The organism is Solibacillus silvestris, from assembly GCF_051967575.1.
Lineage (GTDB): Bacteria > Bacillota > Bacilli > Bacillales_A > Planococcaceae > Solibacillus > Solibacillus silvestris_B.
Map to the genome: position 1 here is coordinate 1 of NZ_JBQCJW010000013.1, position 16,458 is coordinate 16,458.

Annotated in this window: 16 protein-coding genes; 14 read left to right on the top strand and 2 right to left on the bottom strand. The window is 40.5% G+C overall.

Annotated elements, in window-relative coordinates; translation table 11 throughout:
- Positions 1 to 146: 146 nt before the first annotated feature.
- Positions 147 to 689 (bottom strand): IS630 family transposase, encoded by a 543-nt coding sequence (locus tag ACTHOQ_RS10155; RefSeq protein WP_440495929.1) that lies wholly within the window; start codon positions 687 to 689, stop codon positions 147 to 149.
- Between the two features lie 122 nt (positions 690 to 811).
- Here ACTHOQ_RS10155 and ACTHOQ_RS10160 point away from each other — a divergent pair, with 122 nt between their 5' ends.
- Positions 812 to 1,510, top strand: coding sequence for an SGNH/GDSL hydrolase family protein (locus ACTHOQ_RS10160; protein WP_440495930.1), 699 nt, complete (start codon positions 812 to 814; stop codon positions 1,508 to 1,510).
- Between the two features lie 40 nt (positions 1,511 to 1,550).
- Positions 1,551 to 2,060: an SDR family NAD(P)-dependent oxidoreductase gene (locus ACTHOQ_RS10165; protein WP_440495932.1), complete on the top strand. Its 510-nt coding sequence runs from the start codon at positions 1,551 to 1,553 to the stop codon at positions 2,058 to 2,060.
- Positions 2,061 to 2,283: 223 nt separating this feature from the next.
- On the opposite strand, the gene hmpA is transcribed toward ACTHOQ_RS10165, so the two are convergent.
- On the bottom strand, positions 2,284 to 3,444 hold the full coding sequence (gene hmpA / locus ACTHOQ_RS10170; RefSeq protein WP_440495933.1) for an NO-inducible flavohemoprotein: 1,161 nt from the start codon (positions 3,442 to 3,444) through the stop codon (positions 2,284 to 2,286).
- A 405-nt stretch (positions 3,445 to 3,849) separates the two neighbouring features.
- Between hmpA and ACTHOQ_RS10175 the strand changes: the two genes are divergently transcribed.
- The 12 genes from ACTHOQ_RS10175 (at position 3,850) to ACTHOQ_RS10230 (ending at position 16,371) form a co-directional block, all read left to right on the top strand.
- On the top strand, positions 3,850 to 4,293 hold the full coding sequence (locus ACTHOQ_RS10175; protein WP_440495935.1) for an RrF2 family transcriptional regulator: 444 nt from the start codon (positions 3,850 to 3,852) through the stop codon (positions 4,291 to 4,293).
- A 59-nt stretch (positions 4,294 to 4,352) separates the two neighbouring features.
- Positions 4,353 to 5,099, top strand: coding sequence for an SDR family NAD(P)-dependent oxidoreductase (locus ACTHOQ_RS10180; RefSeq protein WP_440495937.1), 747 nt, complete (start codon positions 4,353 to 4,355; stop codon positions 5,097 to 5,099).
- 259 nt (positions 5,100 to 5,358) lie between these two features.
- Positions 5,359 to 6,573 (top strand): argininosuccinate synthase, encoded by a 1,215-nt coding sequence (locus tag ACTHOQ_RS10185; protein WP_440495940.1) that lies wholly within the window; start codon positions 5,359 to 5,361, stop codon positions 6,571 to 6,573.
- Positions 6,574 to 6,660: 87 nt separating this feature from the next.
- Positions 6,661 to 8,034, top strand: coding sequence for an argininosuccinate lyase (argH, locus tag ACTHOQ_RS10190; protein WP_440495942.1), 1,374 nt, complete (start codon positions 6,661 to 6,663; stop codon positions 8,032 to 8,034).
- A 147-nt stretch (positions 8,035 to 8,181) separates the two neighbouring features.
- Positions 8,182 to 9,795 carry an MFS transporter gene (locus tag ACTHOQ_RS10195; RefSeq protein WP_440495944.1) on the top strand — a complete coding sequence of 538 codons (1,614 nt, stop codon included), beginning with the start codon at positions 8,182 to 8,184 and terminating at the stop codon, positions 9,793 to 9,795.
- Positions 9,796 to 10,061: 266 nt separating this feature from the next.
- Entirely contained in the window at positions 10,062 to 11,213 is a 1,152-nt protein-coding gene (locus tag ACTHOQ_RS10200; RefSeq protein ID WP_440495946.1) for a toxic anion resistance protein, read from the top strand.
- Positions 11,214 to 11,827: 614 nt separating this feature from the next.
- Entirely contained in the window at positions 11,828 to 11,953 is a 126-nt protein-coding gene (locus ACTHOQ_RS10205) for a hypothetical protein (RefSeq protein WP_440495948.1), read from the top strand.
- A 296-nt stretch (positions 11,954 to 12,249) separates the two neighbouring features.
- Positions 12,250 to 13,176, top strand: coding sequence for an alpha/beta hydrolase (locus ACTHOQ_RS10210; protein WP_440495950.1), 927 nt, complete (start codon positions 12,250 to 12,252; stop codon positions 13,174 to 13,176).
- A gap of 13 nt (positions 13,177 to 13,189) precedes the next feature.
- Positions 13,190 to 13,579 carry a hypothetical protein gene (locus tag ACTHOQ_RS10215; protein ID WP_440495951.1) on the top strand — a complete coding sequence of 130 codons (390 nt, stop codon included), beginning with the start codon at positions 13,190 to 13,192 and terminating at the stop codon, positions 13,577 to 13,579.
- A gap of 329 nt (positions 13,580 to 13,908) precedes the next feature.
- The gene (locus ACTHOQ_RS10220) at positions 13,909 to 14,205 is read left to right on the top strand and encodes a cytosine deaminase (protein ID WP_440495952.1); all 297 of its coding nucleotides are present in this window, start codon (positions 13,909 to 13,911) and stop codon (positions 14,203 to 14,205) included.
- 74 nt (positions 14,206 to 14,279) lie between these two features.
- On the top strand, positions 14,280 to 15,191 hold the full coding sequence (locus ACTHOQ_RS10225) for a DMT family transporter (RefSeq protein WP_440495953.1): 912 nt from the start codon (positions 14,280 to 14,282) through the stop codon (positions 15,189 to 15,191).
- Positions 15,192 to 15,243: 52 nt separating this feature from the next.
- The gene (locus ACTHOQ_RS10230; RefSeq protein ID WP_440495955.1) at positions 15,244 to 16,371 is read left to right on the top strand and encodes a M20 family metallopeptidase; all 1,128 of its coding nucleotides are present in this window, start codon (positions 15,244 to 15,246) and stop codon (positions 16,369 to 16,371) included.
- Positions 16,372 to 16,458 lie beyond the last annotated feature (87 nt).

Sequence of the window (16,458 nt, forward strand, 5' to 3'; positions counted from 1 at the left end):
CATGTCGGACACGTCCTCTCATATAAGTTATTTTACTAACTTAGCTCGATTATGTCCATGACTCTATATTACATCCACTTCTTCATTGCAGTTTTAACATAGGGAAAGTTTCATTTTTTATTCAACTATATAGAACAAAACAAAGATTAGTATTTCACAAGCAACCGGTCGATCACTTGGCAGGGCATATTGTTTGCCCAATCCATAAATTCTTTTACATTTCTCTTGATGTGATAGAACTTCTGGAAAAATACATTATTGATGACATCTTTCTTCAGCCAGTCCCATAGCCCCTCCGCCATATTCAGCTCCGGGCTATAAGGTGGCAGGAAAACAAACTGAAGCCGGCTATTCTCTTTCAGGAAGGGCTGAATCGCTTTAGCATGATGAATGCGCGCATTATCAAGCATGATGACAATTTTTCCTTCCGGATAGGCTGTGAGTATATCCTGCAGGAATCGCTGAAATGCTTGGGCATCGGCTGTTTCTTCCTCCCGATGGATAATATGGCCCGTCGCATAATGGATGGCGGCGAACAGTTTGGCCCCTTCATGTCTGCCGTGCGTTGGGATTTTCCGCTGCTGCCCCTTTAGGAACCAGTTGTATTGAAGCGCCTGATAGTCCCGGATAGTCGATTCATCCTCGAAGAAAAGGTGATCGATTTCTTCGTCCAGCAGCTTTTTCCTCAAGGATTGAAAGATTTAATCACGAAATTCTACCTGCTTTTCAAGGTCTGCCCGTTCCAATGTATACGTCGCTTTGGTATAACTGAAACAATCTTTTTAGATTCCATTAAGAGGAGGAAATGAAGATGAAAATAGCATTAATCGGTGACAGTTTAACTGTAGGTCGTCCGGGGGTTTCTTTCGTTAACATATTAAAAGAAAAGTTTCCAAATATTACATTCGATAACCTTGGCAAACCAGGAGAGTCAGTTAAAAGTTTATATACTCGGCTCTTAAAAATAAAGTTAGATATAGATTATGATCTCTCTTTCCTTTGGATCGGTGTGAATGATGTTTATTCAAAACTGCTGAGTGTTCAAGCACAACCAGTAGCAAAAGATCATAGTGAGTTCAAAGATTATTACGAGAAAATATTAGACCTCGTTCACGCATCATCGAAGAAAATCGTAGTAGTCACCCCAGCATTAGTTGGTGAAAATACGGAAAATGCTCCCAATCATGAAATCAAAGAATTGAATGTTCTTATCCAATCCATCACTCGTAATCAAGCAAATGTCAGTTTTTTTGATATTCAATCTGTTTTTTTAAGTCACCTTTCAAAAGTTAACAGTTCAGATTATATCAGCACAAAAGTGATGAGAGTAATGATGGATGTTCTCTTTTATAAGAAGCCTTCAAGAATTGACAGGCTATCAAAAGAACGCGGTCTACATCTTACATTAGATGGTATACACCTAAATAGTGCTGGTGCACAAATTGTTGCAGAGATTTATGCATCTGAAATCAAGCGTATGACTTACAAAAATCAAGACGCAATTCAGTAATGATTCAGGTTAGGAGGGGTGTTAATAGAGGAGGATTCGGATGCAGATGATGAGAAAAGTTGCGGTTGTAACGGGTGGTGCTTCAGGTATAGGTCGGGCAATTTGCAGGGAACTAGTCCAACAGAATGTGTTTGTTATTATTTCATATATTAATGAACAAGCTGGGAGAAATTTTGAATTAGAATTGAACAGAGAAACAATAAATGTTAGGTATGCTTATTTAGATGTGACTGAATATGATAATGTTGAGCGATTACTTACAGATTTATATCAAGAATTTGGTCGGATCGATTATCTTTTTAATAATGCTGGTATGGCTATGTACGGTGAACTCTTTTATATGACGATTGAAAACTGGAGAGAGATCATGGACGTTAACCTATGGGGAGTCATTAATGGAACTCAAGTGGGATATAACCTCATGAAAAAACAAGGATTCGGCCATATTGTGAACACAGCATCGGCAGCAGGTTTAGGACCTTCTCCAGTATCTTCAGCATATGCCACTACGAAACATGCATTTGTAGGCTTAACCAGTTCGCTTCATTAAGAAGTAGAAGAATTCGGTATTAAAGTTAGCACACTTTGCCCCACGTTTGTTGATACCCCAATTTTTGAAAAAGCAAAAGCAATTAATATCAATAATCTAGGGATATGATTTGTTGTACGTTTTTTATTTTTAAGGCAACTTTCAAATACATAGAAAAAACCAGTTGCCGGTCGTTTGCCGGAAACTGGTTTATCATCTTATTATCTTAAATGGTTTTAAGTAATTAAGCAGTCTTCTTAATCTGCAATGCCATAGCAGCACCGAAGAACTCGTAGTGAATCTTCTCTGCAGGCACGCCCAGCTCCACTAAATTTTGAATGACTGATTCCATGAATGCTGTCGGACCACATACATAAACTTCAGTGTCTGGAACAAGGAATTGTTCGATTTGCGCTTTTGTAATATAGCCGTCAAGATCCGAATAAACCGCTTTGTATTTACCGTCTCTAGCCGCAATATTTTGCTCGATCGTTTCTTTAAATGCAGCCACATTTTCATTGCGGGCACATTGGATGAATGATGCTTGGCGATTTTCCATTGTTTTTAGCATCCCTTGTAATGGGGTTACACCAACACCGCCGCTGATGAATAGAACAGGGCTGTTATTCTCCACTAATGTGAACACGCCTGCTGGTGCACTTACATCCACTTTTGTGCCGATTTCTGCGTTATGAAGGAAGTTTGAAACAATTCCGTTTGGTGTTACATCATCTTCACGCTTTACAGAAATGCGGAAATATTCATCCGTACCATCTGTCAATGTATATTGACGGTTCATTAAATATTGTTCGCCAGGTACTTGTGTACGCAATGTAATGAATTGACCGGCTTTAAATGCAGGCAATTTCTCGCCATTAACTGGTTTTAAGTAGAATGATTTCACTGCTTCGCTTTCTTCCACAACTTCAGCAATTGTAAATTCTTTAAATGCGCGCCAGCCTCCTGCATTTTCTGTTGCTTTGTATAGATCTTCTTCCACTGAAATGAACACATCTGCGATAACGCCGTATGCTTTAGCCCAAGCGTCGATAATTTCATCTGTAGCTGCGTCGCCTAATACTTCTTTAATCGCTGCCAATAAATATTTACCTACAATCGGATAATGCTCTGGCAAAATACCTAAACTTACATGTTTATGCGCAATTTGAACGACAGCCGGAACGATTGCCTCCAGGTTATCGATGTGAACTGCTGCTGCATATACCGTGTTTGCTAAAGCTGTTTGCTGACGGTCTTTCTTTTGGTTTGTATGGTTGAAAATGTTCAGTAATTCAGGGTTTTCTCTAAAAAGGTTTGAATAGAAAGTTTTAGTAATCGCTAATCCGTGTACTTCCAATACTGGTACTGTTGATTTAATAATATCGATTGTTTTTTGTGCTAACATACATTGCACGTCCCCTCAAATTTGATTGTTTTGTTTCTTGCAAAATCAATATACTGCTAAAAAAAATCTAAAGCAATATAAAAAATACATCTTTAACAAATCTGTCACAAACATATATCTAAAATACATCTTTAACAATTTCGACACAAAAACAGATAATGAAATTCGTCATTAAAAAATAAGCCATTGTAGTCGAACATTTTCAATAAAATGTTATACTAAAGTTGTTTCTATTCACTCACGGCATTTTCACGGAGCGAGACACATCTGTGCGGATTGCCCCTTGTCAGTGGGGGATACCGCCCAGCTCCGATTCCACTGACGCTTTGTGAGTCTATATTCCTTTACTACCTGTAAAGGAAGGAGATTCATACTTAAATACGTTGAAGAAAGTTGGTGAACAGCGTGCGATTAACAGTATATACAGATTATTCTTTGCGTACGCTAATGTATTTAGGTGTGCGCGGCAGAGAACATTTAGCAACAATTCAGGAAATTGCAGATGCGTATCAGATATCCAAAAATCATTTAATGAAAGTAACGTATGATTTGGGTCAGCACGGTTATATTGAGACAATTCGCGGGCGCGGCGGCGGCATCCGTCTGGCACTCGATCCGGAACAGATCAATATTGGCGGAGTCGTTCGCAAAACGGAAGAAGACTTTCATATTGTGGAATGCTTTAATCCCGAAAATAATCTTTGTAAAATATCAGCGGAGTGCCGGCTGAAATTTGCTTTAAATGAAGCACTGAAAGCTTATCTCGCTGTGCTAGACTCGTATACATTGGCTGATGTGATTGTATCGAAAGACATTTTAAAAGAACTATTTGGAATTACTCAAAACTAGTAAATGAATTGTTTACTAGTTTTTATTTACCCAAAAATACAGCAAATAAAGAGGGAATTATGAAAATGAAAATATTTATCACTGGTGCGACAAGCGGTATTGGGCGCATCATGGCAGAAATGCTTGTGAAAGAAGGGCATACCGTTTATGCAACAGGAAGAAATGACAGTGCGCTTAACTATTTAAAAGGAATTGGGGCGATTGCCTATAAGGCGGATTTAACAATTCCTGCTCATATAGATGACGTTTTGTCGCAATTGCCGCCGATTGATATCGCTATTCTAAATGCCGGATTAGGCTATTTTGAAAGTGCCGTTCATCTGACTGATAAAGAAATTGACCAAATGCTTGATGTGAATGTACGTGCGCCAATTTACTTGGCAAAACGACTGGCGCCGGCTATGATTGCAAAAAATAGTGGTCATTTTATCTTTATCGGGTCACAGGCAGGTAAAGTCGCAACAAAAAAAGCGAGTGTTTATGCAGCGAGCAAACATGCAATTACCGGTTTTGTGAATGGTCTTCGTCTGGAACTTGCGGAATATAATATACAAGTAACAGGCATATATCCGGGTCCTATTGATACACCGTTTATTCAAAAAGCGGATGCTACCAATGCATACAGGGATGCAATCGGAAAATTTCTGCTTCAGCCTGAAAAAGTGGCAAAAGAAGTCATGCATGCAATTGAAAAGCGCCCGCGTGAAGTGAATCTCCCTCGTATTATGAGTGTTACGAGCAAATTTTATGCGGTAGCACCGGTACTTGTAGAATTTTTGGGCAAAGGCTTCTTTAATAAGAAGTAATCATTCGTTAAGCAAATTTTTTTATGATAAATTTCTGTGTAAAAAAGCGAATTCTATTATTTGAAAACATCCGCAAATATTAGCAATTTTATGCATTAACGAGTTTATGCAAAAACTTCGGTAATCCATGTTTTTTGATAGTATAAAAAAGTCAAAAATTTTATATAAATGCAGTTGCGTTTATTTTTATAACGTGTTACTATTCGTGTATAAACTATTAATTAAATGTATAAACATACATCATTTGGGGGCAATTAACATGGCGAACAAGAAAGTCGTATTAGCATATTCAGGTGGTCTTGATACATCAGTAGCAATTCCATGGTTAAAAGAACAAGGTTGGGACGTAATCGCAGTATGTCTGGATGTTGGTGAAGGTAAAGACTTAGAATTTATCCGTAACAAAGCACTTCAAGTAGGTGCTGTTGAATCATATATGATCGATGCAAAAGATGAGTTTGCTGAAGATTATGCATTAATCTCATTGCAAGGTCATACTTGGTACGAGCAGAAGTATCCATTAGTATCTGCATTATCCCGTCCATTAATTTCGAAAAAATTAGTGGAAATTGCAACGGAAACAAATGCGGACGCGGTAGCACACGGATGTACAGGCAAAGGGAATGACCAAGTACGTTTCGAAGTATCGATTAAAGCATTAAATCCGGATCTTGAAGTATTAGCACCTGTACGTGAGTGGGGCTGGAGCCGTGACGAAGAAATCGAATACGCAGCAAAACACGGTGTTCCAATTCCTGCAACAATCGATTCACCATTCTCAATCGACCAAAACTTATGGGGCCGTGCAAACGAAGCTGGCGTAATGGAAGATCCATGGGTTGCACCACCAGAAGAAGCATACGGTTTAACAGTTTCATTGGAAGAAGCACCGGATACACCGGAATACGTTGAAATCGAATTCGTTGAAGGTAAACCAGTTTCAATTAACGGTATTCAAATGAAACTAGCAGACTTAATTCAAGAATTAAATAAAATTGCCGGTGAACACGGTATCGGCCGTATCGACCACGTTGAAAACCGTCTAGTTGGTATTAAATCTCGTGAAGTATACGAAATTCCAGGTGCGAAAGTATTATTAACAGCGCATAAAGAATTAGAAGATATTACATTAGTAAAAGAATTGGCGCATTTCAAACCAATCATTGAACAAAAACTATCTGAAATTATCTATAACGGTCTTTGGTTCAACCCGATTCGTACTGCTCTTGAAGCGTTCTTAAAAGAAACGCAAAAGTATGTAAACGGAACAGTTCGTGTGAAACTTTACAAAGGCCATGCGATTGTTGAAGGACGTAAATCTCCAAATTCTCTATACTCTGAAGAATTGGCGACATATTCAAAACATGACCAATTCAACCACGCTTCTGCTGTAGGCTTTATCGAATTATGGGGTATGCCAACAGTTGTTGCATCAGAAGTAGCAAAAAGCACAAAACAAACAGTAAATAAATAATTAGATATACGGTTAATGAAGTGAGCGATTCGGAACCCGAGTCGCTTCTTCTATTATTAGGAACATAAGTTGAGGAGTGAAACTACTATGGCAAAATTATGGGGCGGTCGTTTCCAGAAGTCTGCAGAAAGCTGGGTTGACGAATTCGGGGCATCCATTGGCTTTGATCAGCAGTTAGTGTTGGAAGATATTGAAGGTTCTGTAGCACATGTCACAATGCTTGGTGCACAAAATATTTTACCAAAAGAAGATGTCGAGAAAATTCTGGACGGTCTTGCACAATTAAAAGTAAAAGCCGAAGCGGGTGAACTGGAGTTTTCGGTTTCAAATGAAGACATCCATTTAAATCTTGAAAAAATGCTGATTGATCTGATCGGTCCTGTTGGCGGGAAGCTTCATACTGGACGCTCACGTAATGACCAAGTTGCAACAGATATGCACTTATTCTTAAAAAAACGCGTACCTGAAGTAATCGGCTTAATCGAACATTTCCAAAAAACGATTGTCGAGCAGGCCGAACAGCATGTTCATACGATTGCACCTGGCTATACACATCTGCAGCGTGCACAGCCAATTAGTTTTGCCCATCATTTAATGGTGTACTTCTGGCAGCTGCAACGTGATAAAGAGCGCTTTACTGAATCGATGAAGCGCATTGATATTTTGCCTTTAGGTGCAGGGGCGATGGCAGGTACAACATTCCCGATCGACCGTTTGAAATCAGCTGAACTGCTAGGTTTTGCGGAAGTGTATGCCAATTCAATGGATGCGGTAAGTGACCGTGATTTTATCGTTGAATTTTTATCGAATTCAGCACTATTGATGACACACTTGTCACGTTTTGCGGAAGAAATCATTATTTGGTCAACGGATGAATTTAAATTTATCGAGCTGGATGATGCGTTTTCCACAGGGTCTTCAATTATGCCGCAAAAGAAAAACCCGGATATGGCTGAGCTTATTCGCGGAAAAGCAGGGCGCGCATTCGGCAATTTAGTCGGTTTGCTTACAGTATTAAAAGGGACGCCGCTTACTTACAACAAAGATATGCAGGAAGACAAAGAGGGCATGTTCGATACGATGGAAACAGTGCTGGGGTCATTGAAAATCTTTGAAGGCATGGTTCGCACGATGACAGTGAACAAAGCCCGCCTGCATAGTGCGGTGCATTCCGACTTCTCGAATGCGACAGAACTGGCCGACTACTTGGCGACAAAAGGTATGCCATTCCGTGAAGCGCATGAAGTGACAGGCAAGCTCGTATTTACCTGTATTCAGCAAGGTATTTATTTATTGGACTTGCCGCTGGAGGAAATGCAAAAAGAATCGTCATTAATTGACGGCGATATTTATGCAGTACTTGCACCAGAAGCAGCTGTCAGCCGACGTAATTCATTAGGTGGCACAGGTTTTGAGCAGGTGAAAATCCAGCTGCAAAAAGCAAAACAGTTATTAGCTTAAATTTGAATTGGGGCTGTCCGAAAATTGGACAGCCCCATTTTATGTGGAATGCAATTTGCAGCTGATTATAGCGGATCTTTCATTTACCAAAATTTAGATTTATTAGTATAATAGGAAAACAGTCAAAAATAGAAAGGTGTCTTTTTTATGACAAATACGAAATCTTCACAAATGTGGGCGATTACGTTATTTGCTCTCGGCGTTTTTATGGCTGCTCTGGATAATGGTATTATTAGCGCGGCATTAACAACGATTAATAGCTCGTTTGGTGTAGAAGCGAACTGGGGAGCATGGGGCGTTACATTATACACGCTTGGTTTAGCCATTAGTGTACCGATTGTCGGCAAGCTTTCGGATCGTTACGGCCGAAAAAAGCTGTTTATTGTAGAGATTGCGTTATTCGGTATCGGATCTTTGCTCGTTGCACTAAGTCCAAACTTTGCATTCTATTTAATATCACGCTTCATCCAAGCGATGGGCGGCGGCGGTATTTTCATTATTGGCACTTCTTATGTTGTGAGTACGCTGCCGCCGGAAAAGCAGGGGAAAGCGCTTGGAATGCTCGGGGGGATGAACGGCATTGCCGCTGTATTAGGGCCAAATATCGGAAGTGTAATTTTGGATTTGACAGGCAGCTGGCACTGGCTGTTTTTAATCAATGTCCCAATTGCCATTTTCCTCGTCATAATGGGGTTTGCAAAACTGGAGGAAACGAAAGATCCTGCATCCGGAAAGCTTGATATGACGGGAACTGTGCTGCTTTCGCTTGCCATTCTGGGCATTATGTACGGTTTGACAAATATCGAAGGCGTTAACTTTTTCCATTCAATATTAGAAACGGATGTATATCCATATTTATTGGCAGGCATTGCTCTGCTGGCCATACTTTATTTCTATGAAACACGTTTGGAGCACCACGGCGGAGATCCAATTTTACCGGTGGCATTAATGCGGCAACCAACGTATTTATTAACATTGCTGCTCGGCTTATTCTCGGGAGCGATGCTAGCTGCAATGATTTTCATTCCAGCTTTTTCGGAACAGGTATTAGGCATCGAATCCGAACATGCGGGCTATTGGATGACGCCGCTTGCTTTAGCGGCAGGCATCGGGGCGGCAGTTGGCGGAGCGCTTGTAGATAAGCGCGGACCTATTTTGGCGATTATATTCTCGGGTGTTGTAGCGGCAATTGGCTTTATGTTATTTCCGGGCTGGATTGAAGCAAAATGGCAATTTGTCATTGCATCGGTTATCGCCGGTGTCGGTATGGGCGTGCTTTTGGGAGCGCCGTTAAACATATTGGCGACAGAGAAATTGCTGGAAAACAAAGGAACGGCATTAGCTTCACTATCGTTGGTCCGTACAATTGGAATGACGATTGCGCCTACGATTTATGCAGGGTTTATCGCCCGCGGATTCAGTGAAATCCCGTCTTTATTTAAAACGGATTTCCAATCGGTTTTGCAAAATAATGTACAGGACGCCGATTTATCCGGCGATGCGATTGCCGAACTTGCCCAGATCGGCGGTCAATTTGCCAGTGGCTCCGAATTTTCGCAGCAGCAAATGATCGATGCTGTACAAAATATTCAAGATCCGACATTAAAAGAAGTCATAATGAAATCAGTCAATGAAGTAACGTCAATCGCCGCACAAAATGGCTATGGCGGATTATTTTATTCGGCAGTTGTCATTGCGATTTGCATTTTTATAGTCGGCATCATTTTAAAACCGGTCCGAAAAAAATCACTGCAATCATAAAAAATTGGTTTAGTTCGGGCTGTTTAGGGTAATTTAGTTGTAGACTCACGCAAAGCTTGTGTGGGTGTGAAGTCTCTCCCCCAATAGTAGACTTGAAAAATGTCCTTTTGCGCATAAAAGGGCATTTTTTTAATCGGAAAAGCTTGTTCCGTTTTGCTGCTATGGAAAATGCACATTGTTTTACGTTATAATTTGCATTAAGACGATGAAACTTTTTACTGTTTTTTACGTAAATATTAATAATACATAGAACGGGGGAATTATAAATGACTGAAAATCCATTGTTTGAAGATTTAAATAAGCGAACTGAACAACAAACAGCCCAAACGACGGAAATTATGGAGCAGCCGCCGAAGCAGCTTGTTTCGGAGCAGGAGCTTTCTCAAATTCGCCAGCGACAAGAGCAGCTAAAACAGCAGCCGGCAGTCCAGCAATTAGCTCAGAAAATCGATGTGAAAAACCAAATCGGAGTATTGGAATTCGGGAAAGAGACGGCGCAGGGCATTTCGACGTTTTCTGATCGTATGCTTGCAACGATCAAGCAAAGCAATTTGGAGAAATCGACGACATTGCTCAATAATCTGAATAAAATTATGGACCGCTTTGATCCGAAAGATTTTCATGAAGAAGAGAAAAAGGGATTTATTAAGAAGCTGTTTTCTAAAAGCAAAGAGCAGCTGGAACGAATTTTATCGAAATATGACACGATGAATAAAGAAGTGGATGTCGTGTATACGGAAATCCAAAAATACGAAGTGGAAATGAAAAAAAATACAGTGCAATTAGAGCAAATGTATGATGAAAATTTGAATTATTTCCATTCGCTAAGCGAGCATATCGCGGCAATTGACCTGAAAGTGAATGATTTGCGTCACCAGTTGCCGGCATTGACAACTAAGGCGGATGCAGGCGACCATGAGGCGATTATGGAACTTGAAACGATTACGCGGGGCATTGAGCTATTGGAACAGCGTGGCTATGATCTGGAAATGGCACAGCAAGTATCCTTCCAATCTGCCCCGCAAATCCGATTAATGCAACAAGGGAACAATCATTTAATAGGAAAAATCAACTCGGCCTTTGTAACGACTATTCCGATTTTTAAACAAGGCCTCATCCATGCCGTGACGATGCAGCGTCAAAAGCTCGTTTCCGATTCGATGGCGGAATTAGATCGCCGGACAAATGAAATGCTCGTTCGGAACGCGGAAAATGTGCGCCAAAACTCGGTGAATATTGCACGCCAAGCCGGAAGCCCAAGCATTAAAGTCGAAACGATTGAAACGACTTGGCGCACTATTATTGCCGGAATTGAAGAAACAAAGCAAATTCAGGCAGAAACAGTAAAAAACCGCGAAGAAGGCCGCAAACGTATCGAACAATTGCAGCTGGAATATGAAAAATTGAAAAGCATGTAATCAAATATTCCTAAAAGTCGGCTATATTGCTTCAACGCATAATAGTCGATTTTTTCATACACCAGGAAACTATAAATATTGGCATTAAGGTTAACTTAAAAAAAAGTGTTGTCCCCGTCCCGGCAAACCGCCCCGACTCTGCATCATGAGGCCTCTCCGTACAAAAGGAGGGCGCTGAAAAACTGCGGCTATTTAAAATCCCATTTCGTTTTTAATAAAGCCCCCCTCTCATTCACATTCGCTGAGAGAGATTTTGGCTCTCCATTAAGTGATGAGAAAATAAGCGGAGATTTTCCGCTTATTTGCGCAAGAGGGCTCATTTCTGGGGGAATAAGCGGAAATTTTCCGGTTATCTAAAGAAAAATCTTCCATTTTCTTATTTTTCGAGTCAATAGGCAGAATTTCTCCGTCTATTTAGGCCGTTTTTGATCGCATTTTTTGAATAAGCGGAATTTTTCCGTCTATCTTATTAAAGAGCCACTTAAACTTGCCTCCAACCGTTAATAGCGGTCCTCTCTTCATCCCAGTTGCTGGAATCAGCCTCTCTTCATCCTCTTGCCGCTTCGCTTAAAATACACCTGGATTTCCCCGGGGTTTTTCAGCTGGCGAATAAAATGAGCAGACATAATCTTGAAGAAACGAGTCCGATTGTTGTGCCAGAAGAAAATCTGTTAATTGAAATGGAAGTACTTAATAAAGAAGACAAATTTTCAATGCCCTCTGCAAAAGAAAGGTGCTAAAAAAGTGGCGCAACGTCTGCTTTTGCGTACGGTCCCTCAAAACTTGCGGCTCACGCGATTGGAGTCATTGGGGCATGCCATGCAACGTGGTATTTTACCCACTCGGAGTTGAACGTGCGCTTTAGCGATTTTTTTTCATGGATTGCTTTATAAACAAATCGTTGCGGGCAGGCTATGATAGAAGATGCAGCTTAATAATTGCTATGTTATATCCATTTGCAAATATTATAAAATTCCTTTATCATTATAACATAGTAAACGAATAGGAATTAAATACATTGAAGGTGTGAGCAAAAGTGGCTTATTTATTTGAACATACGAAACGATATTTGCAAAATGTCAACAAATTGCCATCATTGGCTACGATGACTTATAAGGAAGCAAGGGAGATGCGCGCAAAGCTGCCGAAAAAGGAAGTAAAGCTTGCGGATTTGGCGAAAATAGAAGACCGGTTCATTCCAATGCGCGACGGAGGAAAAATAGCTGTACGTGTTTATACGCCGCATGGGGACGGACCGTTTAATATGATGGTATATTACCACGGCGGCGGATGGGTGCTGAATGATTTGGATACATGTCATGAAAGCTGCTCCTATTTAGCCTTTAAAACTGGCAGAATCATTGTCTCTGTACAATATCGTTTAGCGCCGGAATACCCGTTTCCTATTCCAGTCCATGATGCATTCGACAGCTATTTATGGACGATTGAATATGCCTCTACTTTAAACGGAAATCCGCATGATATAGCTGTTGGAGGGGATAGTGCAGGAGGAAACTTGGCAATTGCCGTTTGTCAATTAGCTGCCGAATCGGAAAATGAATTGCCTATTACAGCACAGATATTACTGTATCCGGTTACTGACTTGAGCTTTAATGCGAACTCCTATACACTATTTGAGAAAGGATTTGGCTTGGATAAAGATGTTATGGAATGGTTTGGCCGCCATTATATTTCATCATTGAACGATGCTCAAAATCCGCTTGTTGCACCGCTCCGATCGAAAGATTTTTCGAAATTCCCGCGCACACTTATCATTGCTGCCGAAAATGACGTTCTTCGTGATGAAGCGCTCATGTTTGGGGAAAAGTTATCGGAAGCAGGAACTGAGACGAAGACTATTGTCATGGAAGGAATTGTCCATAGCTATTTCACGCAAAATCATGTTTTCCATAAGGAAATAGATTGCACAATTCAATATATTGAAGCCTTTATGGATAGTTGACAGGAGGAGTTTTATGCAAGTTTTAAGTCGGAAATTCACGGTTGCCCTTATTGCGACATTTCTATTTAGTTTTATATTAACAATTGCCAGCTATACGCAAGCGACAGAGCAGCATTTGCCCTTCAGCACATTGCTGTTGACCTTTGTCGTTTTAAGTGCACCGATGTTTTTAATTGTCGGTGTCATTGCATCATTTGTTTTCGAGAAATTCATCCGGTCCCCAAAAATAAAATGGTTCAGCTACATAGTTGTCGGGGCGGTTTTTATTATCCCTTACGCCATTTATTTTTTCCGAGGAGCAGATTTGCTTCTTTATTCACTTATTGGCGCAGCAGGAGCTGTCTTATATTGCGCAGTCCAGGCAATTTTTAATAAATACATTTTCAAGGAAGCTATCATCTGATTTTCTCGATGGATAGGAAAGTGTAAGTTTTTCAAGGAAATTCATATAAGAAAAGGCATCATTTTACGCTATATGGCTCAAAATGTGCTTTCCTGGTCCAACAGCTTTTTAGCATATGCTATGAAGCTGTTTTAAATTTTCGCTGCATGATTAATAAGAGCTTAAATTGGTGAAATTGGGTAAATAACATAAAAGATTAGCTTCTTTCACTTGATGCACGAACAGTATGCATAGGAAGAGAAAGCGTCCGGAACTGACGGTGAATTCGAATGCCGCTTAGCGGGGGCTGATCAATTATGAGTATTGCTCAGATGGAAAGGAAGACATGTATGGAATTGAACTTAATGAAAATTGACGAGTTTCTGAAAATGCCAAAAAGCGTAATACGAAGAGCGAATGAAAGGGATGTATTAAATATAAAAAATGAGCTGCTCATTTTACTGAATGAAAGAAAAGAATTGTATGATAAGGACCATATCCGGAAATTAATTAATGAAATCCAATTTTTGAATGTATATGTCGTGAAGGATGATTATGAAAAGACGGTTTTTTCCTATGAGCCGCCAAAATACTACACACCGCGCGTAACAATTAAGGAAAGCGGCTGGATCGAGTTAATTAAATAATAAATACTATATTAATGTAACTTTAACCGTGATAGTATTTTATTATGATTAGCTTATAGGAAGAAGGTTGCTTTGTGGAACGATTGATAGGCATAGCTATGATTATTATCGGATCAATATTTTGGGGAGCTACCGGCCCCATGATGGAATGGCTATTGCAAAAAACGACAATAACTGCCGAGTTTATGCTGGCAGTGCGATTATTCATCGCCGGCATTTTTATATTATCCATCATAGCTATGCAAAAAAAATCGGTTTTTGCTATATGGAAAAATCGGAATTGGTCAACACAACTTATCATTTTCAGTATTGTTGGAATGGTTGGCTTACAATATACGTTCGTCAAATCCATTGAAGTAAGCAATGCGATCATTGCGACATTGCTGCAGTTTTTAGCCCCGATATTCATCGTTGTTTATACGTCTTTTTTAGTGAAAGCTTTTCCGCCGCGCAGTCAGATTATCGGAATTGCGGGAACTTTGATCGGGCTGTTTTTATTGCTTACAAATGGTTCAGTATCGGACCTGCTAGTTAGTACTGAAGCACTTGTTTGGGGACTGTTTTTAGGAGTTACTTATGCATTCTACACATTATATCCTGCTAGGCTGATGGCGGAAGTCGGCGTTATTCTCATAATCGGCTGGGGTATGATTGTGAGCGGAAGCATCTTTGCAGTCATAGGGAAGGTATGGGAGACCGGGCAATGGGCAGTGCTGGCGAACCCGTTCAATGTTCTGATGATTGTCGGAATAAGTATTTTTGGTTCTATTGCCTATATTTTATTTTTAACAAGTTTAAAATACATAACCCCAGTAGAAACGAGTATTTTATCGAGTTTTGAGCCATTGACCGCGATGGCCATTTCCGTTATTTGGCTCGGCTCGACATTGTATAAATGGCAATATGCCGGCATTGTGTTCATGCTTATATTTGTCGCGTATTTATCGATTGCCGGCAATAAAAAATCAAAATCTACAGATGCCTAAGTGTAATTCGCTTAGGCATTTTTTGGGTATAGGAAGGCAAGGAGGCGTTTATATGGAAGCGATGGACTATTTCACCCTGCATGAACACGATATTAAGGAAGATATAAAGCGTTTAGTGTTAGCGGATTCCCCATCTCAAAACAAAGAGCTGCTGGATTTATGCAAAGACGTTATCCAATCGATCTTTTTTGAATACTTTCACGTGAAGGCCACGGAGTATGCAATGGAGCATAACGGCAATCATCTGCGCTTTGAAATGGGTGAAGGAGTCGAGCAAATTTTGATGGTCGGCCATTACGATACTGTTTGGGACCGCGGAGCATTGCCGTATCGCGAGGACGAGAATAAAATATTCGGACCGGGCATTTTAGATATGAAATCGGGGTTAATCAGTGCCATTTGGTTTTTTAAATATGTTCAAAGCATGAATCTCCCTTTAAAGCGCCGCGTCGTATTTTTCTTGAATAGTGACGAGGAAATTGGAAGCCCCACATCAAGACCGCTAATTGAGGAAGAAGCGAAAAAATCGATGGCTGCCTTTATTTTGGAGCCTGCTGTCACAGTTTCGGGAGAATTAAAAATCGCACGCAAAGGGACATCAAGATATTTACTTAATATTAAAGGGCTTGCATCACATGCCGGCAATAACCCGCGTGACGGAGTGAGTGCCATTACGGAGGCAGCACGCCAAATTTTGAATATTGATGCATTGAATGATTTCGAAAAAGGAACGACTTTAAATGTCGGGATGATGCAGGGCGGCGGGAAATTAAATGTCATTCCGGATGAGGCGCATATTGGTGTGGATGTGCGCTCGGTCACACAAACGGAGCAAGAGCGCATTGACGATTATTTTGAGCAGCTGGAGCCTGTTGATAAGCGGACAAATATCGATATTGACGGCGGTATAAACCGACCCCCGATGGAGCGTGATAAGGAAAGCGAGGAACTGTTTGAAATTGCCCATGAGGAAGCGGAGGATCTTGGATTTGAAGTGGAAGAGGCGGAAGTCGGCGGTGCGAGCGACGGCAACTTTACGTCACTGCATACACCGACATTGGATGGACTCGGTCTTGTTGGAGATGGGATCCATGCGGAACATGAGCATATTATAAAAAATCAGATTGCAGAACGTTTTGCGCTCTTGACAAATACGCTGCTTGAAGTAGTGAATGAATGATTGGCAATATGTGGTATGAAGTGCACCGATTTGATAAGCTAATGTTAAACGCGAAAGTTTGTATCGAATAAGCTTTTGCATTTTGAT